Here is a 24808-nt window from a genome sequence, read left to right as displayed (position 1 = left end):
GACAGCGGAGGACGGCATGACCACCGAACCCGTCATCACCCTGCGGGGGGTGCGCGCCGAGCTGGGCTCGCGCCCCGTGCTGCGCGGCATCGACCTCACGGTGCACCGCGGCGAGGTCGTCGCCCTGCTCGGCGCCAACGGCTCCGGCAAGTCCACGGCCGTGCGCACCGTGATCGGCCAGGTGCCGGTCACCGCCGGGGAGATCGAGCTGTTCGGCGCCGAGCGGCGCCGCTTCCGCGACTGGGCGCGCGTGGGCTACGTCCCGCAGCGCACCACGGCAGCCGGCGGGGTGCCCGCCACGGTCACCGAGGTCGTCTCCTCCGGGCGGCTCGCCCGCACCCGCTTCGGCCTGTTCCGCAAGGGCGACCGGGCGGCCGTCCGCCGGTCCCTGGAGCTGGTCGGCATGGCGGACCGCGCCAAGGACTCCGTCGACGCCCTGTCCGGCGGCCAGCACCAGCGCGTCCTGATCGCCCGCGCGCTCGCCTCCGAACCGGACCTGCTGATCATGGACGAGCCGATGGCGGGCGTGGACCTGGCCAGCCAGGAGGTCCTCGCCGAGACCCTGCGCACGCAGGTCGGCCAGGGCGCCACGGTCCTCCTCGTCCTGCACGAACTCGGGCCGCTGGAGCCTCTGATCGACCGGGCGGTCGTCCTCCGCGACGGCTGCGTGCTGCACGACGGCCCGCCGCCCAAGGCGGTCGGCCAGCACGCCCTGCCCGGGCACGACCACGTACACCCGCACGCACCGGCGGACGCCGGACCGATCCGCACGGGACTGCTGAGCTGATGGAGATCCTCGACTACGCCTTCATGCAGCGGGCGCTGCTCGCCGCCGTCCTGGTCGGCGTGACCGCCCCCGCCGTCGGCGTCTACCTCGTCCAGCGCCGGCAGGCGCTGATGGGCGACGGCATCGGCCATGTGGCGATGACCGGCGTGGGCCTCGGCTTCCTGCTGTCCTGGTCGCCGGTGTGGATGGCCGCCGTGGTCTCCGTCCTCGGCGCCGTCTTCATGGAACTGGTCCGCTGGTACGCCCGGACCCGCGGTGACATCGCCCTCGCGATGCTCTTCTACGGCGGCATGGCCGGCGGCGTCATGTTCATCAACCTCGCGCCCGGCGGCTCCACCTCGAACCTGTCGTCGTTCCTGTTCGGCTCGCTGTCCACGGTCTCGCCGTCCGACGTGACGGCGATCTGCGTGCTGGCCGCGTTCGTGGTGCTGGTCACCGTGGGTCTGCGACGGCAGCTGTTCGCGGTCAGCCAGGACGAGGAGTTCGCCCGGGTGACGGGGCTGCCGGTGCGGTTCCTGAATCTGCTCACGGCGGTCACCGCCGCGGTCACGGTGTCCGTGGCGATGCGGGTCGTGGGCCTGCTGCTGGTGAGCGCGCTGATGGTGGTGCCGGTCGCGGCGGCCCAGCAGCTCACCCGGAGCTTCGCCGCCACCTTCGCCGTCGCCGTCGCGATCGGCGTCAGCGTGGCCGTCGGCGGTACCGTCACCTCGTACTACCAGGACGTGCCGCCCGGCGCGACGATCGTGCTGCTGACCATCGGCGCCTTCATCCTGCTGACCGCGCTGGCCGCCCCGCTGGCCCGGCGCCGCGCCCGGGCGCTGGCCGCCGCACGGCCGGGACCCGACCCCGCGGAGTGCTCGATTCCGGCCAGTCGTCCGGCGGACGGCAAGGTCGGCGCCTGACTCGCCGGTTCCCGGACTGGCACAATGGCCGGGCAGCAGCCAGACGTGAGGAGGCATTCCGGTGACGACCGCAGGACCGCCCGTGAAGGGCCGCGCCACCCGGCAGCGTGCCGCCGTGGCGGCGTGCCTCCAGGAGGTCGACGAGTTCCGCAGCGCGCAGGAACTGCACGACATGCTCAAGCACAAGGGCGACTCGGTCGGGCTCACCACGGTCTACCGCACGCTGCAGTCCCTCGCCGACGCCGGTGAGGTCGACGTCCTGCGCACCGCCGACGGCGAGTCCGTCTACCGCCGCTGCTCCACCGGCGACCATCACCACCACCTGGTCTGCCGCAGCTGCGGCAAGGCCGTCGAGGTCGAGGGCCCGGCGGTGGAGAAGTGGGCGGAGGCCATCGCCGCCGAGCACGGCTACGTCAACGTGGCCCACACGGTGGAGATCTTCGGCACCTGCGCGGACTGCGCCGGCTGCGCGGACGCCTCCTGACGGCGGGCTGCGGGGCCGGGCGTCAGCAACGGCGCTCCCCGGCCGGCGCCCGTCACACGCGGGACAGGTGCCGGCCGAGCAGCGCCCGCGGCCGGTGCACGTCCGACGCCTGCCGCACCCCCTGCTTCACCGGCACCAGCGCGCAGTCCCCCGCCCGGTGCGGGCTGCGGAGCGGGCGGACGCGGCCGGACTCCGCGTAGCTGCTCGGCGGAGTCCTCGTGCCCCGTGCCCCGCTCCCTGGCCCGTCACGGCCCCTCCCCGGTCCCTCGGTGACGAGCCGTGATCCTGGCGCCGGCTACTCCTGGCGGCCCTCCATGGCCAGCAGCTCCTCGTTGGGGACGGCCCCGCCGAAGCGGCGGTCGCGGGAGGCGAACTCCAGGCACGCGCGCCACAGGTCGCGCCGGTCGAAGTCCGGCCACAGCACGTCCTGGAAGACCATCTCGGCGTAGGCGCTCTGCCACAGCAGGTAGTTGGAGGTGCGCTGCTCGCCGCTCGGCCGCAGGAACAGGTCCACGTCCGGCATGTCCGGGTAGTACATGTACCGCTGCAGCGTCTTCTCGTTGACCTTCGACGGGTCCAGGCGGCCCGCCTTCACGTCCTCGGCGAGCGCCTGCGCGGCGTCGGCGATCTCCGCGCGGCCGCCGTAGTTCATGCAGAAGTACAGGGTGAGCCGGTCGTTGTCCTTGGTCTGCTCCTGGGCGATCTGGAGCTCCTTGGCGACCGACTTCCACAGCTTGGGCATACGGCCCACCCAGCGGACCCGGATGCCCAGTTCGTCGAGCTGGTCCCGGGTCTTGCGGATGAAGTCCCGGTTGAAGTTCATCAGGAAGCGCACCTCGTCCGGGGACCGCTTCCAGTTCTCGGTGGAGAAGGCGTAGAGCGAGATGGCGCCCACGCCCATCTCGATGCCGCCCTGGAGCACGTCCAGCACGCGCTCGGCGCCGACCTTGTGCCCCTCGGTGCGGGGCAGGCCCCGCTGCTTCGCCCAGCGCCCGTTGCCGTCCATGACGATCGCCACATGGTTGGGGACGAGTTCCCCGGGAAGCTTCGGGGGCCGCGCGCCGGAGGGGTGCGGTTCCGGGGTCCTGTACTCCCGGCGCTGCCGCCCCAGGAATCCGCGTACGGCCATGTGTCTCTCGTCTCCTCGTGCTGACGGGGGTGGTTACTGCTTCTCGACGTACCGGAGCGAGCGCAGCCCGCGCTCCAGATGCCAGTGGAGGTAGGCGGACACGAGCCCGCTGCCCTCCCGGACGTACCGTGCCTCGCACGCGTCCGCGGTGGCCCAGTCTCCCGTGAGCAGTGCGCCCAGGAGTTCGAGGGCCTGCGGCGAGGGTACGACGCTCCCGGGGACGCGGCAGTCGGCGCATACGGTTCCGCCCGACGCGACCGAGAAGAAGCGGTTCGGTCCCGGCATGCCGCATCTCGCGCAGTCCGTGAAGCTGGGCGCGTAGCCGTTGACCGCGAGGGAACGCAGCAGGAACGCGTCGAGCACCAGGTGCGGGGCGTGCTCGCCCCGGGCGAGGGTGCGCAGTCCGCCGACCAGCAGCAGGTACTGCTGGACGGCCGGCTCGCCCTCGTGGTCGGTGAACCGCTCGGCGGTCTCCAACATGGCCGTGCCGGCGGTGTAGCGCGCGTAGTCGGTGACGATGCCGCCGCCGTACGGCGCGATCGTCTCGCTCTGCGTGCACAGCGGCAGGCCGCGTCCGACGAGCTCGCTGCCCTTGGCGAAGAACTGCACGTCCACGTGCGAGAAGGGCTCCAGGCGCGCGCCGAACTTCGACTTGGTCCGGCGCACGCCCCTCGCCACGGCGCGAACCCGTCCGTGACCTCGGGTGAGCAGGGTGATGATCCGGTCCGCCTCACCCAGTTTCTGGGTGCGCAGCACGATGCCGTCGTCGCGGAACAGACTCATGGCAGCCATTGTCGCGCACGTTCACGGCACCTCGCGGCGGCTCCAGTTCCGCGGGTGCGGGGCGGTGCGGTGGACGCATCGGGTTCCTCGCATGCGGATGATATGCCGATGACGCCGAAGGCGTGACGTTTCCGCAGGGGTGCAACCAGGAGACGCGGCCCCGGTCTCCTCCCCTGCGGAACCGACACTCCTTCTGTGAGGAGAGCGACATGACCGCGACCGTTTTCGAGTACGGCCCCCATCCGTCCGCCGCCGGGCAGCCGGGCAGCGACCACCTGCTGGCCCCGCCGGACCCGGCCACCCGAGTCGGCTCCCCCATCGACCCGCGCGACCGGCGTCGCCTCGACCTGCACGCCGCCCTGACCGCCGCCGGGATCCCGCCGCGCCCCGAGGACCGTGAGGCCATCGAGCACCTGAGCGCCCTGTCCGCCGGGGTCAACAGCACCATCCACCGCTGGCTCCGGCACACCCTCTGGCAGGGTCAGCCGGCGCCCGGTGCGACCAGACCCGACTCGTAGGCCACGACGACCAGTTGGGCCCGGTCGCGGGCGCCGAGCTTGCCCATCGTGCGGCTCACGTGGGTCTTCGCGGTGAGCGGGCTGAGCCCCAGCGTCTCGGCGATCTCCGTGTTGTTGAGGCCGCGCGCGACCAGCGTCAGCACCTCCCGCTCCCGGTCGGAGAGGCAGTCGGGGCCGGCGGTGACCGGCGCCGCCGCGGGACTGCGCAGGAAGCGCTCGATCAGCCGGGCCGTGGGTCCGGGCGACAGGAGCGCCTCACCGGCGGCCACCGTGCGGATGGCGTCGAGGAGCTCGGCGGGCCGGGTGTCCTTCACCAGGAACCCGGACGCCCCGGCGCGCAGCGCCTCCACGATGTTCTCGTCCGTGTCGTAGGTGGTGAGGACGAGCACCTTCACCCCCGCCAGGTCGTCGTCGGCGGCGATCAGGCGCGTCGCCTCGATGCCGTCGAGGTCCGGCATGCGGATGTCCATGACGACGAGGTCGGCCCGCCGCGCGCGGACGAGTTCGACGGCCTGCCGACCGGTGGCGGCCTGCCCGACGACCTCCATGTCGGGCGCCGACTCGACGAGCATCGCGAACGCCTCCCGCACCAGGGTCTGGTCGTCGGCGAGCAGCACACGGACGGTCATCGGGCCCGTCCCTTCCGGGTCGCGTCGGTCAGAGGCAGGGCGGCGGTCACCCGGAAGCCCCCGGCCTCGCGGGGACCGGCCTCCAGCGTGCCGCCCACACTGCGGGCCCGCTCCCGCATGCCGACGAGTCCGAACCCGGGGGTGCCGCCGGGGTCGGGTCCGGTGCCGTCGTCGGTGACGCCGATGTGCAGCACCCCGTCCCGGTCGCTCACGTCGACGCGTACGGCGGGCTTTGGACCGGCGTGCCGGACCGCGTTGGTCAGCGCCTCCTGCACCACGCGGTACGCGGCGGCCCCGACCGCGGGCGGCACCGGCTCCGCGACCCGCACACGGTGCTCCACGCGTGCCCCGGCCAGCCGCGCGGCCTCGACCAGGTCGGGCAGCCCGTCCAGCCCGGCGAGCGGACCCCGCGCGTCCTCGGTGCCGCCGCTGTCCCTCAGCACCTCGAGCGTGGCGCGCAGTTCACCGCGCGCGGTGCGGCAGGTGCCGGCGATGTCGTCGAGCGCCTTCGCCACGGCCGCCCGGTCCAGCCGGTCGGGGTCGGCGGCCAGGACGTGCGCCGCGACGGACGTCTGCACCCCGATGAGGGTGATGCTGTGGGCGAGCAGGTCGTGCAGGTCTCGCGCCATGCGCAGCCGCTCCTCGGCGACCCGGCGGCGCGCCTCCTCCTCACGGGTGCGTTCCGCCCGTTCCGCGCGTTCGACGATCGCGGCGACGTACTGCCGGTAGTAGCGGACGTCGAGGCCCAGGAAGAGGACGGCGACGACCCAGCCGGTGATGCGGACGAGTTCCGTGAACCCGTCGGGGTTGGTGAGGGCGTTCACCGTGAGGGTGGTGCCGATGACGACGGTGCCGATCAGCAGCGTCCGGCGCGGGGTGCCGGTCGCGGCGACCGTGTAGAGGGCCACCACGGTCGCGGCCACGGGCGCCCCGTGGTGGTTGTCCAGGGCGTGGTACGGCACGACCGGGGCCAGCGCCGCCAGGAGCGCCGGCAGCGGCCGCTTCCGCCGCCAGGCCAGCGGCACATGGGCGGCGAGCAGCAGGACCCAGCCGAGCGCGTCGGGCCGGCGGCCGTCGTCGGTCAGCAGCGCCAGCGTGACGCCCAGGGCGGCGGTGCACGCGGCGAGCACCGCGTCGTTGCGGAAGGCGTGCGGGCGGGTCAGGGGGTCACGGCTGAGCGCGGTGATGACGCCGTCCCTCGTACGGGAGTTCCCCGTGCGTGACTTCCGGGGGTCCGCGGATCCGGGGTCCGGGCGCCCGGCGTCCATGGTTCCGGAGCCCTTGTCACGGGACGCCCCGGTCCGGGAGGGCTCGGCTGCCTGTGCTGTCGTCGGGTGCACGGGGTCCATCCTCGGGGAGGAGGGCGCCCCTCCGGGAGGGAGGGGCGCCCTGTCACGGTCGTACGGGCGGATCACACCGGCTCCGGGTGCCGCTCCCGGTGTGCCTGCTCGGGCGTGCGGGACAGCGCGCCCGGCCACCACATCCGGCGTCCCAGCAGCACACTCGCCGTGGTGACCAGATAGGTGCGGACCAGGAAGGTGTCGAGGAGGACGCCGACGGCGATGACGAGGCCGAGTTCGACCAACGCGACCAGGGGGAGGGTGGTGAGCACCGCGAACGTCGCGGCGAGCACGACGCCCGCGGAGGCGATGACCCCGCCCGTGGTGCGCAGCGCGGTGAGGGCGGCCGCCTCGGGTTCGGCGCCGTTCAGGGACTCCTCGCGCATGCGGTGCATGAGGAAGATGCCGTAGTCGACGCCGAGGGCGACCAGGAACACGAAGGACAGCAGCCCGATCGCGGGGTCCGTGCCGGCGAAGCCGAGCAGCGGTCCGAAGACCAGCCCGCCGATGCCGAGCGCCGCGCCCCAGACGGCGACCACCGCTCCGAGCAGCAGCAGCGGGGCGACGAGGCTGCGCAGCAGGACGACCAGGATCAGGAACACGGCGGCCAGCACCAGCGGCACGATCACCGTGCGGTCGCGCGCCTCGCTGCGGGCGAGGTCGAGCTGCTCCGCGCTGGGCCCGCCGACATGGGCGCCGGTGCCGTCGAGCGTGTCGCGCAGGGCCTCGATGGTGCGGGTCTCCCCCGCCGACTCCGGCGGGGCGGTGGCGAACACGGTGATCTCGGCCCAGGTGCCGTCGGCCCGTCCCGGGGCGGCCTCGGCGACACCCTCCGTCTTCCGGACCCGCTCGACGACCTCGTCGGCGTCCCCGGCGGGCGCGATCACCGTGATCGGCTGGGCGCCGCGCTCCGGGTACTCCTCCGCCAGCGTGCGCATCGCGGCGACGGACTCGGGCCGGTCGGTGAAGGCGTCCTCCTGACGGAGGTCGCCGCCCAGGTTGAGCGTGCCCAGGGCGAGCGCGCCGAGGAGCACAGCGCCGCCGGTCAGCACGGCCGCGGGCCGACGGGTGGCGGACGTGCCCATGGCGGCGAACAGCGACCGCCGTGCCTTCGGCTCGCTGCCGAAGGCCGGGATCAGCGGCCAGAACACGCGCCGCCCGAGCAGCACCAGGACGGCGGGCAACAGCGTCGTCATCGCGACCAGCGCGGCGAGCACCCCGATCATGCCGACGGGACCCATGCCGCTGCTGCTGTTGAGGTCGGCGGCGAGCAGGCACAGCAGTCCGGCGGCGACCGTGCCGGAGGAGGCGAGCACGGCGGGTCCGCAGCCGCGCAGGGCGGCCCGCATGGCGTCGTACGGCCGCTCGTGGCGGCGGAGTTCCTCGCGGTAGCGGGAGACCAGCAGCAGCGCGTAGTCGGTCCCGGCGCCGAGCACGAGGACGGTCATGATGCCGCCGCTCTGTCCGGTGATCGTGATGCCGAACAGCTCGTGCGTCACGTACCCGGCGGCCATCGCCAGGGCGGTCGCGGCGCCCGCCACGGCGAGCGGCACCAGCCACAGGAACGGGCTGCGGTAGATCAGCACCAGCAGCACGGTGACCACGCCGATCGTGGCCGTCAGCAGCGTGCCGTCGATGGTGTCGAACACCTTGTCCATGTCGGCGCCGACCGCCCCGGGCCCGCCGACCTCGACGTTCAGCCCGCCCGTCCCGCCGACGGTCTCCCGCACCCCGTCGACGAAGGCCCGCTGCGCCTCCTCGTCCTGCCCGGGCCGCGTGCTGGAGACCGGGTACATCAGCGTGCTGCCGTCCGCGGAGGGAACGCCCCGCGGCACGTCCGACAGCTCGAACGCCCGCTCCACCTCGGCGATCTGCGCGGCGGCCGTCTCCCGGTCGGCGGCGGTCAGCCGTCCGCCGTCGCGGTGGTAGACCACCACCAGGTCGGTCGACTCGCCGCCGGGCAGCTCGTCCTGGACGCGCGCCACCTGCGTCGAGTCGGCGCCGTCGGGCAGGTAGTCGACCGCCCGGTTCTGCTGCACACCGGCGAACTTCCCGGCGAGCGGCCCGAGCAGCACCAGCGCCGCCACCCACAGCCCCACCACCGCCCAGGGCACGGCCCGCCGCCCCCGTGTGCCTGTCCTGACTGCCCTCATGGCCTCGGCTCCCCTTCCGGTCCGGTCGTCTGGATACGCTGTCCAGCCTTCCGGCGGCGGGGAGCCGGGACGTCCGGCGTGAGACCGAAACGGCGGGTACTGCGGCGGGCGGCCGGAGCGCGGCCGTTACTCCCCCGGGAGTACCGGCGGGGCCCTGTGGGAGGTCAGCCCCGGTCGACCATCCAGGTGCCGTCCTCCTCGTCGTCGACCCGGACCTCCAGCTCGCGCAGGCTCATGCCGGCCTCCCACAGCTCACGGAAGCGCTTCATCCGGTCGTGCACATGGTCCTGGCGGGCGATCAGCCGGGTCCGGATGTTGACGTCGCGCAGGTCCTGGTCGATCTCGAAGGACACGGCCTCGTCGTACACGATGAAGTCGTTGGTGGTGCCGCGCAGCAGATGCGGCGGCAGCTCCGGCAGGACCGCCACGCGCACCTCGATGTGCAGCACCTCCTGCTCCTCGCACAGCCGCAGCAGCCGGTCGTCCAGCTCCCGCGCGCTCTCCAGCAGGAACAGCCTGCGCACCGGGACGCCCTGTTCGATCGCCTCCGCCTGGGCGTGCAGATAGCGGCTGGCGGGCTCGCTGTTCCAGAACGTCCGGTCGACGGAGGTGCTGGTGGCGCAGATCGACTTCTCCGCGGCCCGGGTGAGGGTGAGCATCCAGTCGTGGTTCTCGCCCGGGCACTCGGCGGTGAGCGTGGTGAGGTCGCTCAGGTGTCCGACCACCCGCTGCATCTCCAGCCGGACGAAGGTGGAGAGGATCGGCAGGCCGGGCGAGAGGACCTCGGCGAAGTTGGCGGCCAGGTCGGACACGGACCCGATCCGCACCAGGTTCGGCGCCGGCGGTTCGGGCTCGGCCGGGCGGGGCGGGGGCACCAGGCGCGTCTCGACGAGCTGCTTCATGTCCTCGGTGTGCCGGGTCAGCCCGTGGTGGAGTTCGTCGTAGCGCCGTAAGCCTCCGCGCACGGTGGCGGCGGTCTCGGCCAGCAGGCTCTCCGCGCGCCGGGCCCGCTCCTCGGCGGCCCGGTCCGGGACCGGCACGAGGTGCTGGACGGCGACGGCGGCGACGGCGACCAGGGCGGCGGCGCCGAGCTGCCGTGCCGCGCCGTCCTCCGGGCTGAGCAGCGCGGCGAGGCCCCAGGCGAGCAGTCCGGCGACCAGGCCCACCAGCAGCCTGCGCTGCCACGGGACGGGGCCGGGACGCTCGGCCGGACCGCCGGACCGGGTGGTGTCCGGGGCGCCGGGCGTCTTCGCCGTCCGGTCCACGGGGTGTTCGGGTGTGCCCACCGCGCCCGGCGGGCCGGCCGTGTCGTCGGGCTGAGGTGTCTGTGCCGTGCTCATCTCGCTTCTCCCCCCGTTGGGAAACACGTCGGTTCGGGATGCGGAATGTGCGTGGGGGTCCGGACGAGGCCGCTCACGGCTGGTGGGCGTCTCGCGGGCAGGGGTCGGGGACGCGTCAGGGCGCGGGCTCCACCTCCCGGTGCACGGGCGGGATCGCGTGCAGGGTGAGCTGGTCGCGGACGCGCTGCACCAGGGCGAGCCACTGCCGGGTGAACCCGGGCCGCTCCTCCAGCGCCTCCCACAGCGGCGCCAGCTCCCCGGACACGCGGGCCCGAGGCATCCACAGGTGCAGCAGATGGTCGACGGCCGGCCGCAACGCCCGCACCAGCGGCGGGAGTTCGCCGTCCGGCGCGGAACGGGGCCAGGATCCGGGCGCGGCGGGGCCGAGGCGGATGCCGTCGAGGACGCGGACCAGGGTGGTCAGCAGCCAGTCGTGCAGGGCCAGGTCGTCGCAGAGCCCGGCCAGGTCGGCGGCGGGGATGTCCTCCGGGACCCGCAGACGCACGGTGCGCAGCTCGTCCTCGGCGAGGGTGAACCGCTCCAGGGCGGGCGGCTCGCCCGGCGGCGAGGTCAGTGCGACCCAGCGCAGCCGGGTCGGCCTGGACCTCAGCGGCGGCCGCTGGTCGAGCAGCGGGTGCCGCAGCAGCCGGGTGAGCAGGCCCCCCGCGATCAGCCCCACGTCGAGGTCGCCGTGGCGTCCGCCGTCGAGCAGCCCGGCGGCGACCGCGTCGCAGGGCAGCTTCCCCAGCGGCTCGACCAGTCCGGGCCGCACCAGGTAGTCGCCCCAGGGCCGGCGGTGGTCGGGCCCGGAGGCGGGGAGCGTGAAGTACGCGGAGGTCTGCAGCACGCGTCCCTCGGTGAGCGCGGCCCGCGCGGCGACCGTGCCGACGGCGCGGACCCGGGCGCCGTTGGCGCTGGGCAGCGGGCAGTCGACGCCGGTGAGGGTGTCCGGGGAGCGCCCGTAGAGGTTGGGGCGCTCGGACACCAGGACCCGCTCGTCGGCGCGCAGCCGCAGCAGCCGGGCGGCGGCGCGGCTGTCGAGGGCCTGCCCGGCGGGCAGGAGGCAGGTACGGACCTCGCCGCAGGCCAGCACGGTGCGCGGTGCGGCGGTTTCCGGCTGTGCACCGGGGGCCGGCATCTCAGGTCTCCTCGCAGAAGACGTAGGAGACGCGGTCGGCGACCGGGCCGGGGACGGGCACGCCTTCGCCCGCGGACCGCTCGGCGATCTGACGCAGGGCCTCCCTGTCCACGTCGGTCTGGTCGAGGACGACCCGCACGGCGTGCTCGACCGGCAGGAAACGGCTGGGCAGCACCGAGCAGGTGCGGTAGGCGGCGAACGGGTCCGCCCGCGGGTCGAGCCGCACCAGCGGCGGCAGGTCGTCCCACTCGTCGGGGAACGCGCCGGTGTGCGGCTGCGGATCGAACACGGGCTCGCCCTGGTGGCGCAGCAGCCCGAGGCGGGCGAGCTGCCACACGGTGGCCAGGAAGGGGCAGGACCACAGGCGTTCGCCGTCGGGCGTCTCGTTCCACAGTTCGACGTCGAGGAACACGGAGTGGCGGCGGGCGGCGGTCTCGCGGGGCGGCTCCCAGACGGCGGCCTTCCGCATCGCCTGCGGGGCGCGGGCGGTGGGGCTGCGCACGCCGTTGGCGAGCCAGCCGGTCTGCGCGGCGGGCGGCCGGTGGCCGTAGCTGCCGGGCGGCGGTTCCTCGACGATCCGCCCGGCCACGGCCTCCGCGACGGGCACCTTCCCGCTGACGGCGCAGGCGGACTCGCGGGCGAGGTAGTCGACGGTGAGGCCGGCGCGCTCGGCCTCCGCCAGCAGCATGGGGACGACCTCGGCGGGGCTCGCGAACCGGGTGAAGTAGTCGTCGACCAGGAAGCAGGTGCTGACGCGGGCGCGCCGCCGGCCGGCCCGGTCGGCGGCGAAGGCCCGGGCGGCCTCCGCCCAGGGGCGGACCCGCGCGAAGTGCCGGCGCAGATGCTCCGGACCCGCCTCGAAGTCCTCCATGTACAGGTGCCCCAGCTCCAGGGAGAGGTGGGACAGGGGGACCGCCTGGGTGCGGGGTTCGGCGGTGGTCTCACGGAACACCGCTTCGGTCATGGCAGCCCCCAGTAGGCGTCGTCGGTGAGCCGCCGGGAGATCTCCTCGAGCGCCTCCAGCGTCTCCTTGTTGGCGATCTGGGTGGCCAGGACGTCCTCCTCGGTGATCAGCTGCTCCCGCCACTGCAGGATCGGCTCCAGCGGCACGGTGCCGAGCACCACGCTGTCGCCGATGCGCTGGTCGGAGGCGAGCCGGCGGAGCGCCCGGTTGCAGGACTGCATCCAGGCGGCCTGGGCGGGCGAGCCCTGCGCCCACATGGCCGACTCCGGGTCGGGCACGGCGGCCCGCACGAAGCGGATGTTGCCCTGGAGGGTCTCCTCGTCGTGCCCGCGGTCGACGCCGCTGCGGAGGATGCCGTTCTCCTTGTGCACCAGGCCGGCGGCGGCGATGACGTGCTGCCGGGTCCAGCGGTGGAACACCAGCCAGCGGTAGGCGACATGGCGCATCTGCGGGTGCGCGGTGGCCGCGAGGACGAGGTCGACGGCGTAGCTGCGGCCGGCGCTGAGGTCGACCATGACGAGGTCGAACTCGCTGTTGAGCCGCAGCAGCAGGTCGATGCAGCGCTCCAGCGTCTCCTCGCCGGTGGCGAACTCGCCGCCGCCCGCGTCGCCGGGGTAGAGGACGAGCCGCCCGGACTGGTTCTGCCGGGCGCGCAGCACCGGATGCTCGGTGTGCCGCCAGATGTCGATGCTGGCCGGTTCGGTGACCTCGCCCTCCAGGTAGGAGTGCAGGCCGCGCTCCTCGGTGCCGCGCAGGGCGCTGGGCACGTCGAAGACGGCGGCGGCGGTGGGCGAGCCGAAGTCGAAGTCGACGTAGGCGACGTGGTCGCCGGTGAGGGCGCGCTGGTAGGCCAGGTTGGCGCTGGTGACCGAGCGGCCCGTGCCTCCCTTGTCGGAGGCCGCGAAGACGAGCACGGCTCAGCCCTCCTGCGCGGCGGCGTCCCGGGCCTGGGCCAGGGTGTCGAGTTCCCGCAGGACGGGCAGGGCGAGCGCGAAGGCGGTGGCGGGCCGCTCGTCGACCAGACCGCGGGCGTGGTCCAGCCGGTTCTCTATGCTCCGCATCGCCCGGGCGCGGCTGCCGTCGTCGCCGGTGGACGCCTCCAGTTGCTCCCTGCCGAACAGGTGCGTGGCCTCGCTGAGCAGGTCACGGGCCAGGTCGGCCAGCTCGGGACTGCGGATGGGCTCCTGCTCGTAGAGGTTGCGGGCGGCGACCAGGCACTCGGTGACGCGTTCGGTGACGCTCCAGGACAGGCGGCGGTTGACGTCCTTGGCGTCCGGGAAGACGGCGCGCACGTCGTCCCAGAGGCCGGCGCCGTGGCCCTCCTCGATCCTGCGGCTCCACAGGTGCTCGAAGGTCTGCTCGGCGAGCCGCAGCAGCCGGTCCTGCGCCTCGATGTTCCGGGACAGCTCGGCGAGCTGCACGGTCCGTTTGAGCAGTTGGGCGGAGAAGTCGGTCATGCGCCACTGGAGCCGTGACCCGGAGCGCTCCGACCCGGCGAGCGGCATCAGCACGCCCGGGTCGTGCAGCCGGACGACCGGGTCGTTCCGGGTCATGCGGCTGGTGACGCGGCCGCGGTCGGCGAGCCGCTCCATGATGGAGACGGTGCGGGTGAGGTCGTCGTCGGTGGCCCTGCGGCGCACCAGGTCGTGGACGAGGATGGCCGCGACGGTGAGGGAGAAGTACTCGGACTCCAGGCGCAGTCCGGTGGTCTGCCAGGGCAGGTCCTCCAGGGGCCAGCGCTCGCTGCCGAAGCGGGCGACGGCCGACCAGTACTGCTGGCTCAGCTCCCAGCGCAGCCGCAGCGCCTCGGCGAGTTTCTGCTGGTCGGCGTCGAGCAGTCCGAGGGTGAGGGTGCGCTCGGAGAAGAGGTCCTGGATGCCGTCGAGGGCGACGACGGTGAAGTACACGTAGGGCAACCGGTCGGCGATGCCGTCGGGCTGGCCGGGCACCGGGGTGTCGAGGTCGGTGACCTTGGGTGCGTCCTTGACGACGCCCCAGGCCCAGCCGCACTCGAAGAGCTGGCTCTCGTCGCGGATGGACTCGTCGACCTCGATGCCGCGGCTGAGGCTCTCGATGATGGTGGCGCGCAGCGGCCGGAAGCGGCGTGCGAACTGCTGGAGGACGGCCCGGTCGGAGTGCCGGTTCTGGCCGATCACCTGGATGAGGCGCCGGCCCTGCTCGGACTCGGCGTCGAAGACGTTGACCGCGAAGGAACGCAGCAGGCTGACCATGGCGGCGGTGAGCCGCAGATTGGTGGCCTCGCGGAGTTCGCCGAGTGCCCGGCGCACTTCGGGGCGGGTGGTGCTGTTCTCGTAGACCTTGAGGAAGCCGAGGGTCGCCAGGCAGAGCGTGACGGACATCGAATAGGAGTCGACGACGCCTAACTTGCCTTGTTCATAGGTCAGTTCGACTTGCGGATCGACGGTCTTGAAGTACGGTCCGCCGGCGAAGGTGGGGGCGTCGTCGGGGCCGGTGTGGGTGCGCATGAACTGGGCCAGCGCGGTGATCAGGTTGGGCGGGATCTCCAGCCGGCTGCCCACGCGCTCCATCGCCTGGAGCACGTCCCGTTCGGTGGTGTCGGGCTGGTCCAGGCGGAACGCGGGGATCTCGGTGGCGGGGTACAGCAGGCAGAGCAGCCGCTCGGCGTCCGCGACGCTGCTCAGCCCGTCGGTGTCCCCCCACACGAGCTTGCCGTCGTCGAACGAGTGGCGGGCCGCGGCCCGCCAGATGTCCAGCAGATGCTGGCGTGGCTTGATCTGCATCCCCCTACCCCTCGTACAGACCGTGTGCAGACATGGTCCCCGTTCCTACGTGTCCGCAATCGCCGAATTTCGCCGTCCCAGGGCGAGAATGATGCCCTCGTGCCCCTCGCGCACCATGTGGTGCAGATCGTGGATCTCCAGGTCGTCGGCCCAGTCGCTCAGGCTTTCACGGACCCGCTCCTCGTTGACCCGGTAGGCCGGATAGCGATGGTCGCCCACCTGGTAGCCGACGGATTCCTTCATGAAGGCGGTGGCGAACGGCGCGCCCTCGGTCAGCGCGCCCATGAAGCAGGTGACGCCGCGGCGGAACTCGTCGGGGCACTCGGACATGGAGTCGGCGACGAAGAACATGGTGCCGATGTCCCAGCGGCGCTGGCCGTCGAGGTCGAGGAGGTTGGCGCGCTCGACGCGGACGATCTCGCCGAACCGGCCGCGGGGTTCGACGGCGGCGTAGGCCGGGTGTTCGCTCAGCTGGTCCCAGAAGGGGTCCCAGACGGTGTCGAACCCGGCGGGGGACGCCTGCTTCTCCAGGTACTCCACGTTCGGCTGCGCGTACTCCAGGAGCAGGACCTTCTCGCACCAGGGCAGCATGGACAGCGCCGGGTACAGGTTGGCGCCGGCGCCGACGTCGACGCCGCGGCCCGTACGCGGGACGCCGTCCTCGAAGCACTTGCCGAAGTAGTCCCGCATCAGCCGCACGATCAGCAGATCCACCTCGAGGGGACTGCGGTAGTTCGCGTCGACGTAGGCCTCAGGATCGAACTTCGACCACGGGGCGTCGGCGTTACGGTCCATCATCACCCTGCCGCGTTCCATTCAGTGTCGGACAAGACCGTGTGCCCTGTCTGCGCCGTTCCGCTGAACGTCGGCAGGTGAAGCAGCATCTCCGGTTCTCGCACGGTAGGCCGAAGTGGCAGGCCGAGACAGCCAGGAACACGCCGTTCCATGCCGACGGGCGCACGGAAGGCGCACGCCGGTTGTCCGTGCACCCCTGAACTCGCCCTTGCACGCGGTGAGTTGACGGCTCACTCTAACCAGAGACGCCACCGGCCGCCACCGGAAGCAGCAATCCCTTCCGGGTGAACGCCGGTGTCTTGGCGTTGACGCATCCGCATGTCCCGACTGGGGGGTGGCATGACCGCCGAACCGCTGGAGCGCACCCTGGACCGGCACGGGCGACTCGCGGGACCCGAGGGGTTCCCGGAGCCCGGACGCCTGGTCCTGAGGGGGGCCCTCGAGTCCGATCTGCCCGAGCTGCGCCGGCTCGACGAGGAGGTGTTCCAGGAGGTCGCCTATCCCGCCTTCCTGCTCCGCCAGCTGTACGACGTCTACGCCGAGCACTTCCTGGTGCTGGACGACGGCGCGGGCGGGCTGCGCGGCTACGTGCTGGCCGCGACCACCGCGTTCGGCCGGGACAGCTGGATCCTCGGTCTGTGCGTGACCGAGGGGGACCGCCGGCACGGGCTGGGCCGGGAGCTGATGACGGAGATCCTTCAGCGGCTGCGCCGGGACGGCATCGAGACGGTGCGCCTGACCGTCGAGCCCGCCAACCGGGCCGCGATCCTGCTCTACCGCTCCCTCGGCTTCGTCCCCGAGGAGCCGGACGGGGGCCTGCGCCGGGACTACTTCGGACCGGGCGAGCACCGCAGGATCATGCGACTGGAGCTCTGCTAGACCGGCCGTCGGTTCCGGGCGGCGTCCGCCGGACACGCGTCGATCCGGGACGGCGTCCGCAGGACACGGCCGGGTTCAGGACGGCGTCCGCGCCGCCGCCAGCAGGCGGCCGACGTCGTCGGAGCAGATGGTGAGGGCCGCGCCCACCGTGGCGAGGGCGTCCCGCTCCGCGGGGGTGTACGGACCGTCGGCCAGGGCGATCCGCGCGCCCTGCAGCAGGATCGACTCACGGCCGGGTGCGGCCAGGTGCGGGGCCAGCGGGTCCAGCGCCTCGTGCAGTTCGATGGACAGCCCCGCCACGCAGGGCTCGCCGGTGAACCGGCCGGTGTCCTCCTCCAGCGCCTCGACCAGCGCGGCCAGCTGCTCCTCCGTGCAGTCCTCGAAGCCGGCCGCGCGCACCCCGGCGGCGGCGGTCTCCAGGGCGGCGCGGGAGCAGGTGCCACCCGCGGCGAGCACGGCGAGGGCCACGGTGTGGACGGCGTCCCGCAGCATCGCGGAGAAGCGGGTGGTGGTGGGGTGGTCCAGCACGTCGGTGCCGAAGTGGCCGCGGCAGGCGGCGCACTCCACGGTCGGCGCGCACACCCCGCGCGGCAGCACGGGCACGCCCAGCACGGTGAACCGGCGGCGTCCGGTGAGCCTCTGGTAGTTGCGGTCGCCGCCGCAGGTCGGGCAGAAGAACTCCCCGTCGCCGACGGCGGTCCACGCGGTGCGGGTGCCGACCAGGCGGCGCGCACGCCGGGCGGCAGCGGTACGGCCGTCGGGTCCCCGTTCTGGCAGCACGTCGCACCTCCATCAACGCCACACAGCTCCGTCGCCGCGCTTGCGTGATGTTAGCCACATCCGGCAGGCGGAGTCAGTACCCGGGACGAGACCTTTCCGTGACCATCACAGCTATTGGCCGGTAACCGACGCCGGGGCCCCGTCCGCCGTGACGGCGGACGGGGCCCCGGATTCGCTCCTGCCGCTGATCAGCGGGCCGCGCGGTTGACGGCGGAGACGACCGCCTTCAGCGAGGCGCGGGTGGTGTTCGCGTCGATCCCGATGCCCCACAGCACCTTGTCGCCGATGGCGCACTCGATGTACGAGGCGGCCTGCGCGGAGGCGCCCTCGCTCATGGTGTGCTCCTGGTAGTCCAGCAGGCGTACGTCGATGCCGATGCCCTGGAGCGCGTCGAAGAAGGCCGAGATCGGGCCGTTGCCGGTGCCGACCAGGGTGGTCTCCTCGCCGTCGACCGTGGCCTGGACGGTGAGGGTGTCCACGCCGTCGTGGTCGGTGGTGCTCTGGCCGCCGGCGACCTGGATGCGGCCCCACGGGTTGTCCGGGTTGGGCAGGTACTCGTCCTGGAAGACCGCCCAGATGTCGGCCGGGGTGATCTCGCCGCCCTCGGCGTCCGTCTTGGCCTGGATGATCTTCGAGAACTCGATCTGCATCCGGCGCGGCAGCTCCAGCTTGTGGTCGTTCTTCAGGACGTACGCCACACCGCCCTTGCCGGACTGCGAGTTGACCCGGATGACCGCCTCGTAGGAGCGGCCGACGTCCTTGGGGTCGATCGGCAGGTACGGCACGGCCCACTCGAGGTCGTCGACGGTGACGCCCTTGGCCTTGGCGTCGGCCTCCATGGCGTCGAAGCCCTTCTTGATGGCGTCCTGGTGGGAGCCGGAGAAGGACGTGTAGACCAGGTCGCCCACGTACGGGTGGCGCGGGTGGACCTCCATCTGGTTGCAGTACTCCCACGTACGGCGGATCTCGTCGATGTCGGAGAAGTCGATCTGCGGGTCGACGCCCTGCGAGAACAGGTTCATGCCCAGGGTGACCAGGTCGACGTTGCCGGTGCGCTCGCCCTGGCCGAACAGGCAGCCTTCGACGCGGTCGGCGCCGGCCATCAGCGCCAGCTCGGCGGCGGCGACGGCGGTACCGCGGTCGTTGTGCGGGTGGACGGACAGGCAGACGTACTCGCGCCGGGAGAGGTTGCGGTGCATCCACTCGAAGCGGTCGGCGTGCGTGGACGGCGTCGAACGCTCCACGGTGGCGGGCAGGTTGAGGATGATCTCGCGGCCGGGACCGGGCTGGTAGGTGTCCATCACCGCCTCGCAGACCTCCAGGGCGAAGTCCAGCTCGGTGTCGGTGAAGATCTCCGGGCTGTACTGGTAGCCGAACTCGGTCTCGGGGCCCAGCAGCTTCTCCGCGTACTCCATCACCAGGCGGGTGCCGTCGACGGCGATCTGCTTGATGTCGTCCTTGGAGCCGCGGAAGACCACGCGGCGGAAGACGGGCGCGGTGGCGTTGTACAGGTGGACGGTGGCCCGCCTGGCGCCCTTCAGGGACTCCACCGTGCGCTCGATCAGGTCCTCGCGGGCCTGGGTCAGCACGGAGATGGTCACGTCGTCCGGGATGGCGTCCGGGTCCTCGACGATGGAGCGGACGAAGTCGTAGTCGGTCTGACCGGAGGCGGGGAAGCCGACCTCGATCTCCTTGTAGCCCATGCGTACCAGCAGGTCGAACATCGCGCGCTTGCGCACGGGCGACATGGGGTCGATCAGGGCCTGGTTGCCGTCGCGCAGGTCGGTGGAGAGCCAGCGGGGCGCGGTGGTGATCCGCTTCTCGGGCCAGGTGCGGTCGGGGATGTCGACCTGCTCGTACCGGCCGTACTTGTGGATCGGCATGGGGCTGGGCTGCTGGCGGTTCGCCATGATGCGGGGGCTCCTCGATGGTCCGCGGAAGTGTCCTGGGACGGCCGACGGCGCAGCGCCAAACTCCGCGGGGAGGGGGTCGGCCTCTAACGCAGACCCTCACCGCGGCAGCTAAGGAGAAGCAGCCCGAAGTACATGATGCTCCGGAGCATAACCGAGTCGCCCACCGTGCGGGGTCGCGTATCAGTATGCGGGATCGGCGGGATGAACGGGACAAAGAGTGCGGTATACCACTTCCGCCGCGGGCGGCGGGCGGTTATCGCGGGGGAATTCATCCGTCATGGTCGCGGGCAGTGACAGCCCGGTCACCCAGTGCGATGGTTCCGGCATGACGACGAACGGGGGCCACGAGCCCGTCTTCTGCACCATCGTCCCGCCGCACGTCCTCGACCGGCTCTCCCAGGCCGAGGACCCCGTGGTCCACGGGCCCGCGCGCCGCACCCTGCGCCGCGACGCCTACGAGCGCACCCGGCGCCGGCTGACCACGGTGGTCGGCGCACCGGCCGTCGCCACGCTCGCCGGGGCCGAGCCCGGCAAGCCCCGGCGCACGGTGTACGACGCGGGGCACGGCACCGACCTGCCCGGCGAGAAGGCGCGCGGCGAGGGCGAGGAGCCCGGCCAGGACGCCACCGTCAACCGCGCCTACGCCGGACTGGGCGCCACCTTCGACCTGTTCCTGAAGGAGTTCGGCCGCGACTCCATCGACGGCCACGGACTGCCGCTGGACGCCACCGTGCACTACGACCGGGACTACAGCAACGCCTTCTGGAACGGCGAGCAGATGGTGTTCGGCGACGGGGACGGGGAGATCTTCCTCGACTTCACGATCGCCGTCGACGTCATCGGCCACGAACTCGCCCACGGCATCACGCAGTACACCGCGAACCTCGACTACTTCGGCCAGTCGGGCGCGCTCAACGAGTCGGTGTCGGACGTCTTCGGCGCGCTCATCAAGCAGTACACGCTCGGCCAGACCGCGGAGGAGGCCGACTGGCTGATCGGCGCCGGCCTGCTCGCCCCGCGCGTCACCGGCACGGCCCTGCGCTCGATGAAGGAGCCCGGCACGGCCTACGACGACGACGTGCTCGGCAAGGACCCGCAGCCGGCCACGATGGACGACTACGTCCGCACCGGCCGGGACAACGGCGGCGTGCACATCAACTCCGGCATCCCCAACCACGCGTTCTACCTGGCGGCCACCACCCTCGGCGGGCACGCCTGGGAGCGCGCCGGGCAGATCTGGTACGACGTGCTGACCGGCGGGGAGCTGGACCAGAACGCGCAGTTCACCGACTTCGCGACGCTCACCGTGAAGGCGGCGCGCGCCCGGTACGGAGAGGGCGCGGAGCTGGTGGCCGTCACCAAGGCGTGGGAGCGGGTGGGGGTGCGCACGCTGTAGTTCCGTACTAGACACGGACCATGCGGATTCAGGTGCGGCGCACGGGCGGCTTCGCGGGGATCGAGCGGCAGGCCGAGGTGGACACCTCGGGACGGGCCGACGCGGCGGAATGGCACGCCCTGGCCGAGCGGGCCCTGGCGGGCGGGCACGCCGCTCCGCCTGCCGGGGTGCCGGACGGGTTCAGCTACACGATCACGGTGGACGGCAGGACGGTGCGCTGCGCGGACCCCCGGCTCACGGAGGAGCAGCGGACGCTGATCCGCCGGGTGCTGAAGGAGGGCGCGTAACCGGTCCGTCGCGTAAGGGCGTTGACGTGACCCGGGCGCGGTGCGGATGATCCGGGCCATGGCGACGACGAGCCCGATCCCCCGTTTCCCGGCCGGCTTCCTGTGGGGTGTGTCGACCTCGGCACACCAGATCGAGGGGGCCGTCGACGAGCGCGAACCGTCGGTGTGGGACGTCTTCACGGCCGAGCCGGGAAAGGTGCGGGACGGCTCGACGGCGGCGGTGGCCTGCGACCACGTCCACCGCCACCGCGAGGACGTGGCGCTGCTCGCGGACCTCGGCGTGGACGCGTACCGCTTCTCGGTGTCCTGGCCGCGGGTGCGGGCGGAGGGCGGCCCGGACTTCTACGACCGGCTGGTCGACGACCTGCTGGCGGCGGGGGTGCGGCCGGTGCCGACGCTGTTCCACTGGGACCTGCCGGCGGACCTCGACTGGCTGGAGCGGGACACGGCGGAGCGGTTCGCGGAGCACGTGGCGCGGGTCGTCGCGCGCCTCGGCGACCGGGTGACGAAGTGGATCACGCTGAACGAGCCCGCCGAGCACACGCTGCTGGGCCATGCGCTGGGCGTGCACGCGCCGGGCCGGACGCTGCTGTTCGACGCGCTGCCGGTGGCACACCACCAGCTGCTGGCGCACGGCCTCGCGGTACGGGCGCTGCGCGCCGCCGGGGCGTCCGACATCGGCATCGCGAACTCGCACGGTCCGACCTGGGCGGCCTCGGACGACGAGGCGGACGTGGCGGCGGCGGACTTCTACGACACGCTGCTGAACCGGCTGTTCGCCGACCCGCTGCTGCTCGGCCGCTACCCGGAGGGCATCGGCGAGCTGATGCCGGGCGACGTGGCGGCGGACCTGAAGGTCATCGCGGAGCCGCTCGACTGGTACGGGATCAACTACTACGCGCCGACGCGGGTGGGCGCGCCCCAGGGCGCGGAGATCGAGTTCGGCGGCGTCCGCATGCCGGCCGAACTCCCCTTCTCCGTGCGGGAGATCGAGGGGTACCCGGTGACGGGCTTCGGCTGGCCGGTGGTCCCGGAGGCGCTCACGGAGCTGCTCGGGATGTTCCGCGGACGCTACGGCGACCGCCTCCCCCCGGTGGTCGTCACGGAGAACGGCTGCGCGTACGAGGGTCTGGACGACACCGACCGCATCACCTACCTGGACGGCCACGTCCGCGCGCTGCACCGGGCGGTGGAGGCGGGGGTGGACGTCCGCGGCTACTTCGTGTGGTCGCTGCTGGACAACTTCGAGTGGGCGGAGGGGTACGGCCGCCGCTTCGGCCTGGTCCACGTGGACTTCGACACGCAGCGGCGGACGCCGAAGGCGTCGTACGACTGGTACCGCGCGCTGCTGAGGGAGCAGCACGGGTGCCGGCGCTCCTAGAAGCCGAGTCGCCGCAGCTGCTTGGGATCCCGCTGCCAGTCCTTGGCGACCTTGACGTGGAGGTCGAGGAAGACGGGAGTCCCCAGAAGCGCCTCGATCTGCTTGCGGGACTTGATGCCGACGTCCTTCAGGCGCTTGCCCTTGGGGCCGATGACGATGCCCTTCTGGCTGGAGCGCTCGATGTAGAGGTTCGCGTGGATGTCGAGCAGCGGCTTGTCGGCGGGGCGGTCCTCGCGCGGCAGCATCTCCTCGACGACCACGGCGATGGAGTGCGGCAGCTCGTCGCGGACGCCTTCCAGCGCGGCCTCGCGGATCAGCTCGGCGACCATGACCTGCTCGGGCTCGTCGGTGAGGTCGCCCTCGGGGTAGAGGGCGGGGCCCTCCGGCATGAGCGGGATCAGCAGGTCGGCGAGAAGCTCGACCTGCTTGCCCGCGGTGGCCGACACCGGGACGATCTCCGCCCAGGTGATGCCCAGCTCCTTGCCGAGCTGGTCCACGGCGATGAGCTGCTCGGCGAGCGCCTTGCTGTCCACCAGGTCGGTCTTGGTGACGACGGCGATCTTGGGAGTCTTTTTGATCCCGGCCAGTTCCTTGGCGATGAAGCGGTCGCCGGGGCCGATCTTCTGGTCGGCGGGCAGACAGAACCCGATCGCGTCGACCTCGGCCCAGGTGGTGCGCACGACGCCGTTCAGCCGCTCGCCGAGCAGGGTGCGCGGCTTGTGCAGACCGGGGGTGTCCACCAGGATCAGCTGCGCGTCCGGCCGGTGCACGATCCCGCGCACGGTGTGCCGGGTGGTCTGCGGCCGGTTCGAGGTGATCGCCACCTTCTGCCCGACCAGAGCGTTCGTGAGGGTGGACTTGCCCGCGTTGGGCCGTCCCACGAAGCAGGCGAAACCGGCCCGGTGAACGGCGTCGGCCGGCTGCTCGGATGACTGGGTACGAACACTCATGCCGCCCATTCTCCCTGATCGCCGAGGCGCCTCCGACCAAGGTGCGCCCCGGCCGCGCCGTACCCTCCGGTGCCGGTTCGGCGGGCGGGCGCCGGTCAGCCCGCCGTGACCGTCTCCCGCACCGTGCCGTCCGGTCCGGCCACCAGCACCGGAGTGTCCGCCCCGCCCAGGTCCCGTACGGCCGCACGGTCCTCGTCGGAGGCCGACTCCGCCTCCGTCACCACCGCCGCCGCCTCCAGCGAGGTCGCGCCGGACGCCACCGCCATCGCCACCGCCGTTCGCAGCGCGCTGAGCTGCAGCGATTCCAGGGAGACCGTGCCGGCGACGTACGTACGGCCGGTCTCGTCGCGTACGGCCGCGCCCTCGGGCACGCCGTTGCGGGCGCGGACGGAGCGGGCCAGGGTGACGATCTTGCGGTCCTCGGGGGTGAGGTCGGGAGTCTCGGTCATGGGGTGAGCATACGGAGCACGCCCGTCGCCGGCCCGCTCACCCCGCCACCGGGTACATCGCTCCCCGCCGGCCCTCCGGCGAGGCCAGCCACTCCAGCTTCGCCGCGGTGTTCGCCTCGTCGAGCGGCGTGTGCAGCACGATGGTCAGATCGGGCCGGGCCGGCACCCGCAGGGCCGTCGACTCCAGGCTGAGCAGACCGACCAGCGGATGGTCCAGCTCCTTGCGGATCTGCCCGGCGTCCTCGATGTCCCGCTCCTCCCACAGCGCCGCGAACTCCGCACTGGCCTCCTTCAGGTCCGCCAGCACCTGCTGGAAGCCCTCGTCGTCCGGGTTGGCCGCGCACGTGGCGCGGAACTGGGCGACGACCGTGCGCGCGTTGTGCTCCCAGGTACGGCTGCGGGAGCGGTACAGCGGGTCGGTGAAGTAGTCGATGATGCAGTTCCACGTCGTCCCGGGCCGCATGCCCAGCACCGCCGCCGCCGCGTCGTTGTACAGCACGCAGTTGTAGTACCGGTCCATGATGTGCGCCGGATACGGCATCCACGTGTCGATCAGCCGCCGCAGTCCCTCGCACATGTCCCGGTTCGCCGGCTCCACCTCGGCGGCGGGCGGGTTCAGCCCGGCCAGCGTGTACAGATGGCGGCGCTCGGCGTTGCTGAGCCGCAGCACCCGGCCGACCGAGTCCAGGACCTGCGGGGAGACGGAGATGTCGCGGCCCTGCTCCAGCCACTGGTACCAGGACGCGCCCACCCCGGCGAGCACGGCCACCTCCTCGCGGCGCAGCCCCGGCGTCCGGCGCCGCGCCCCGCCGTCCGGCAGGCCGACCTCGGCCGGGGAGATCCGGGCCCGCCGGCTCATCAGGAACTCCCGCAGCTCACTGCGGCGCCGGTCCCGGCCCGGCGACTCGCCCGGTGCCTTCGTGATCACATCCGGCACGTACGCACTCTCCCCCCGTGGCGAACCCTCTGACGCTCTGTGCCTGGTGGTGGCACCACCAGAACAATCCGTGTCTCCCCACAACTATTCCGGGGGCCCGAGGCTCCTGTCC

General features: G+C 72.7%; 24 protein-coding genes. 8 read left to right on the top strand and 16 right to left on the bottom strand.

The window, feature by feature from the left end; translation table 11 throughout:
- The first annotated feature begins 16 nt into the window (after nucleotides 1–16).
- The 3 genes from ELQ39_RS21795 (at nucleotide 17) to ELQ39_RS21785 (ending at nucleotide 2173) form a co-directional block, all read left to right on the top strand.
- A complete protein-coding gene (locus tag ELQ39_RS21795; protein ID WP_225628130.1) occupies nucleotides 17–787 on the top strand; it encodes a metal ABC transporter ATP-binding protein in 771 nt (256 codons plus the stop codon).
- Complete coding sequence (locus tag ELQ39_RS21790) at nucleotides 787–1689, top strand: metal ABC transporter permease (RefSeq protein WP_033275789.1); 903 nt, start codon at nucleotides 787–789, stop codon at nucleotides 1687–1689. Before ELQ39_RS21795 ends, ELQ39_RS21790 begins: the two co-directional genes overlap by 1 nt.
- 61 nt (nucleotides 1690–1750) lie before the next feature.
- Nucleotides 1751–2173, top strand: a complete 423-nt coding sequence (locus ELQ39_RS21785) for a Fur family transcriptional regulator (RefSeq protein WP_190000547.1) — start codon at nucleotides 1751–1753, stop codon at nucleotides 2171–2173.
- 295 nt (nucleotides 2174–2468) lie between these two features.
- Here the strand turns inward: ELQ39_RS21785 and ELQ39_RS21780 are convergent, their stop codons facing one another.
- Together ELQ39_RS21780 and recO are read right to left on the bottom strand one after the other, a co-directional pair.
- The gene (locus ELQ39_RS21780) at nucleotides 2469–3302 is read right to left on the bottom strand and encodes an isoprenyl transferase (protein ID WP_190000548.1); all 834 of its coding nucleotides are present in this window, start codon (nucleotides 3300–3302) and stop codon (nucleotides 2469–2471) included.
- A 33-nt stretch (nucleotides 3303–3335) separates the two neighbouring features.
- On the bottom strand, nucleotides 3336–4085 hold the full coding sequence (gene recO / locus ELQ39_RS21775) for a DNA repair protein RecO (protein WP_190000549.1): 750 nt from the start codon (nucleotides 4083–4085) through the stop codon (nucleotides 3336–3338).
- A 209-nt stretch (nucleotides 4086–4294) separates the two neighbouring features.
- Between recO and ELQ39_RS21770 the strand changes: the two genes are divergently transcribed.
- On the top strand, nucleotides 4295–4603 hold the full coding sequence (locus ELQ39_RS21770) for a hypothetical protein (RefSeq protein WP_242593521.1): 309 nt from the start codon (nucleotides 4295–4297) through the stop codon (nucleotides 4601–4603).
- On the opposite strand, the gene ELQ39_RS21765 is transcribed toward ELQ39_RS21770, so the two are convergent.
- The 9 genes from ELQ39_RS21765 to ELQ39_RS21725 form a co-directional block, all read right to left on the bottom strand.
- Nucleotides 4567–5232: a response regulator transcription factor gene (locus ELQ39_RS21765; protein ID WP_190000551.1), complete on the bottom strand. Its 666-nt coding sequence runs from the start codon at nucleotides 5230–5232 to the stop codon at nucleotides 4567–4569. The genes ELQ39_RS21770 and ELQ39_RS21765 overlap by 37 nt on opposite strands.
- Nucleotides 5229–6500, bottom strand: a complete 1272-nt coding sequence (locus ELQ39_RS21760; protein ID WP_228757119.1) for a sensor histidine kinase — start codon at nucleotides 6498–6500, stop codon at nucleotides 5229–5231. Before ELQ39_RS21760 ends, ELQ39_RS21765 begins: the two co-directional genes overlap by 4 nt.
- Nucleotides 6501–6643: 143 nt before the next feature.
- Complete coding sequence (locus ELQ39_RS21755) at nucleotides 6644–8725, bottom strand: MMPL family transporter (protein WP_242593519.1); 2082 nt, start codon at nucleotides 8723–8725, stop codon at nucleotides 6644–6646.
- Between the two features lie 164 nt (nucleotides 8726–8889).
- Entirely contained in the window at nucleotides 8890–10065 is a 1176-nt protein-coding gene (locus tag ELQ39_RS21750; RefSeq protein ID WP_225628133.1) for a hypothetical protein, read from the bottom strand.
- A 115-nt stretch (nucleotides 10066–10180) separates the two neighbouring features.
- A complete protein-coding gene (locus ELQ39_RS21745) occupies nucleotides 10181–11203 on the bottom strand; it encodes an SCO2521 family protein (RefSeq protein ID WP_242593517.1) in 1023 nt (340 codons plus the stop codon).
- A gap of 1 nt (nucleotide 11204) precedes the next feature.
- Complete coding sequence (locus tag ELQ39_RS21740; protein WP_242593516.1) at nucleotides 11205–12167, bottom strand: SCO2522 family protein; 963 nt, start codon at nucleotides 12165–12167, stop codon at nucleotides 11205–11207.
- Nucleotides 12164–13081, bottom strand: a complete 918-nt coding sequence (locus tag ELQ39_RS21735) for an SCO2523 family variant P-loop protein (RefSeq protein WP_225628136.1) — start codon at nucleotides 13079–13081, stop codon at nucleotides 12164–12166. Before ELQ39_RS21735 ends, ELQ39_RS21740 begins: the two co-directional genes overlap by 4 nt.
- Before the next feature lie 3 nt (nucleotides 13082–13084).
- Nucleotides 13085–14929, bottom strand: coding sequence for an SCO2524 family protein (locus ELQ39_RS21730; protein WP_006129643.1), 1845 nt, complete (start codon nucleotides 14927–14929; stop codon nucleotides 13085–13087).
- 45 nt (nucleotides 14930–14974) lie between these two features.
- Nucleotides 14975–15727: an SCO2525 family SAM-dependent methyltransferase gene (locus ELQ39_RS21725; RefSeq protein WP_242593515.1), complete on the bottom strand. Its 753-nt coding sequence runs from the start codon at nucleotides 15725–15727 to the stop codon at nucleotides 14975–14977.
- A 336-nt stretch (nucleotides 15728–16063) separates the two neighbouring features.
- On the opposite strand from ELQ39_RS21725, the gene ELQ39_RS21720 reads away from it, so the two are divergent.
- On the top strand, nucleotides 16064–16603 hold the full coding sequence (locus tag ELQ39_RS21720; RefSeq protein WP_190000557.1) for a GNAT family N-acetyltransferase: 540 nt from the start codon (nucleotides 16064–16066) through the stop codon (nucleotides 16601–16603).
- Between the two features lie 75 nt (nucleotides 16604–16678).
- On the opposite strand, the gene ELQ39_RS21715 is transcribed toward ELQ39_RS21720, so the two are convergent.
- On the bottom strand, nucleotides 16679–17383 hold the full coding sequence (locus ELQ39_RS21715; protein ID WP_225628139.1) for a TerB family tellurite resistance protein: 705 nt from the start codon (nucleotides 17381–17383) through the stop codon (nucleotides 16679–16681).
- A 188-nt stretch (nucleotides 17384–17571) separates the two neighbouring features.
- On the bottom strand, nucleotides 17572–19293 hold the full coding sequence (leuA, locus tag ELQ39_RS21710; RefSeq protein ID WP_225628140.1) for a 2-isopropylmalate synthase: 1722 nt from the start codon (nucleotides 19291–19293) through the stop codon (nucleotides 17572–17574).
- Nucleotides 19294–19621: 328 nt separating this feature from the next.
- Here leuA and ELQ39_RS21705 point away from each other — a divergent pair, with 328 nt between their 5' ends.
- Genes ELQ39_RS21705 through ELQ39_RS21695 form a run of 3 tightly spaced genes read left to right on the top strand, consistent with a single transcriptional unit; the run spans nucleotide 19622 to nucleotide 22360 of the window.
- Nucleotides 19622–20692 (top strand): M4 family metallopeptidase, encoded by a 1071-nt coding sequence (locus tag ELQ39_RS21705; RefSeq protein WP_242593514.1) that lies wholly within the window; start codon nucleotides 19622–19624, stop codon nucleotides 20690–20692.
- A 20-nt stretch (nucleotides 20693–20712) separates the two neighbouring features.
- The gene (locus ELQ39_RS21700) at nucleotides 20713–20979 is read left to right on the top strand and encodes a protealysin inhibitor emfourin (protein WP_190000561.1); all 267 of its coding nucleotides are present in this window, start codon (nucleotides 20713–20715) and stop codon (nucleotides 20977–20979) included.
- Between the two features lie 58 nt (nucleotides 20980–21037).
- On the top strand, nucleotides 21038–22360 hold the full coding sequence (locus tag ELQ39_RS21695) for a GH1 family beta-glucosidase (RefSeq protein ID WP_242593513.1): 1323 nt from the start codon (nucleotides 21038–21040) through the stop codon (nucleotides 22358–22360).
- Here the strand turns inward: ELQ39_RS21695 and era are convergent.
- The 3 genes from era to ELQ39_RS21680 all read right to left on the bottom strand — a co-directional run bounded on the left by era (nucleotide 22357) and on the right by ELQ39_RS21680 (nucleotide 24696).
- Nucleotides 22357–23310, bottom strand: a complete 954-nt coding sequence (era, locus tag ELQ39_RS21690) for a GTPase Era (protein WP_242593512.1) — start codon at nucleotides 23308–23310, stop codon at nucleotides 22357–22359. The two genes, ELQ39_RS21695 and era, sit on opposite strands and share 4 nt — an antisense overlap.
- A gap of 95 nt (nucleotides 23311–23405) precedes the next feature.
- Nucleotides 23406–23759: a cytidine deaminase gene (locus ELQ39_RS21685; RefSeq protein WP_225628143.1), complete on the bottom strand. Its 354-nt coding sequence runs from the start codon at nucleotides 23757–23759 to the stop codon at nucleotides 23406–23408.
- Nucleotides 23760–23796: 37 nt separating this feature from the next.
- Nucleotides 23797–24696 (bottom strand): helix-turn-helix transcriptional regulator, encoded by a 900-nt coding sequence (locus ELQ39_RS21680; RefSeq protein ID WP_190000565.1) that lies wholly within the window; start codon nucleotides 24694–24696, stop codon nucleotides 23797–23799.
- Nucleotides 24697–24808: the final 112 nt, after the last annotated feature.

Source organism: Streptomyces sp. GB4-14, assembly GCF_022696125.1.
In the GTDB taxonomy this organism is placed as follows: Bacteria; Actinomycetota; Actinomycetes; order Streptomycetales; family Streptomycetaceae; genus Streptomyces; species Streptomyces werraensis.
The sequence above is the reverse complement of the archived record's forward strand: the minus strand, read 5'-3'. Positions and strand labels throughout refer to the sequence as shown.

Excerpts from the sequence above, each read along its gene's own strand:
- ELQ39_RS21795 (WP_225628130.1), top strand. The coding sequence starts at position 17 with ATGACCACCGAACCCGTCATCACCCTGCGGGGGGTGCGCGCCGAGCTG.
- ELQ39_RS21790 (WP_033275789.1), top strand. The coding sequence starts at position 787 with ATGGAGATCCTCGACTACGCCTTCATGCAGCGGGCGCTGCTCGCCGCC.
- ELQ39_RS21780 (WP_190000548.1), bottom strand. The coding sequence starts at position 3,302 with ATGGCCGTACGCGGATTCCTGGGGCGGCAGCGCCGGGAGTACAGGACC.
- recO (WP_190000549.1), bottom strand. The coding sequence starts at position 4,085 with ATGAGTCTGTTCCGCGACGACGGCATCGTGCTGCGCACCCAGAAACTG.
- ELQ39_RS21770 (WP_242593521.1), top strand. The coding sequence starts at position 4,295 with ATGACCGCGACCGTTTTCGAGTACGGCCCCCATCCGTCCGCCGCCGGG.
- ELQ39_RS21765 (WP_190000551.1), bottom strand. The coding sequence starts at position 5,232 with ATGACCGTCCGTGTGCTGCTCGCCGACGACCAGACCCTGGTGCGGGAG.
- ELQ39_RS21760 (WP_228757119.1), bottom strand. The coding sequence starts at position 6,500 with ATGGACGCCGGGCGCCCGGACCCCGGATCCGCGGACCCCCGGAAGTCA.
- ELQ39_RS21755 (WP_242593519.1), bottom strand. The coding sequence starts at position 8,725 with ATGAGGGCAGTCAGGACAGGCACACGGGGGCGGCGGGCCGTGCCCTGG.
- ELQ39_RS21750 (WP_225628133.1), bottom strand. The coding sequence starts at position 10,065 with ATGAGCACGGCACAGACACCTCAGCCCGACGACACGGCCGGCCCGCCG.
- ELQ39_RS21745 (WP_242593517.1), bottom strand. The coding sequence starts at position 11,203 with ATGCCGGCCCCCGGTGCACAGCCGGAAACCGCCGCACCGCGCACCGTG.
- ELQ39_RS21740 (WP_242593516.1), bottom strand. The coding sequence starts at position 12,167 with ATGACCGAAGCGGTGTTCCGTGAGACCACCGCCGAACCCCGCACCCAG.
- ELQ39_RS21730 (WP_006129643.1), bottom strand. The coding sequence starts at position 14,929 with ATGCAGATCAAGCCACGCCAGCATCTGCTGGACATCTGGCGGGCCGCG.
- ELQ39_RS21725 (WP_242593515.1), bottom strand. The coding sequence starts at position 15,727 with ATGATGGACCGTAACGCCGACGCCCCGTGGTCGAAGTTCGATCCTGAG.
- ELQ39_RS21720 (WP_190000557.1), top strand. The coding sequence starts at position 16,064 with ATGACCGCCGAACCGCTGGAGCGCACCCTGGACCGGCACGGGCGACTC.
- leuA (WP_225628140.1), bottom strand. The coding sequence starts at position 19,293 with ATGGCGAACCGCCAGCAGCCCAGCCCCATGCCGATCCACAAGTACGGC.
- ELQ39_RS21705 (WP_242593514.1), top strand. The coding sequence starts at position 19,622 with ATGACGACGAACGGGGGCCACGAGCCCGTCTTCTGCACCATCGTCCCG.
- ELQ39_RS21700 (WP_190000561.1), top strand. The coding sequence starts at position 20,713 with ATGCGGATTCAGGTGCGGCGCACGGGCGGCTTCGCGGGGATCGAGCGG.
- ELQ39_RS21695 (WP_242593513.1), top strand. The coding sequence starts at position 21,038 with ATGGCGACGACGAGCCCGATCCCCCGTTTCCCGGCCGGCTTCCTGTGG.
- era (WP_242593512.1), bottom strand. The coding sequence starts at position 23,310 with ATGAGTGTTCGTACCCAGTCATCCGAGCAGCCGGCCGACGCCGTTCAC.
- ELQ39_RS21685 (WP_225628143.1), bottom strand. The coding sequence starts at position 23,759 with ATGACCGAGACTCCCGACCTCACCCCCGAGGACCGCAAGATCGTCACC.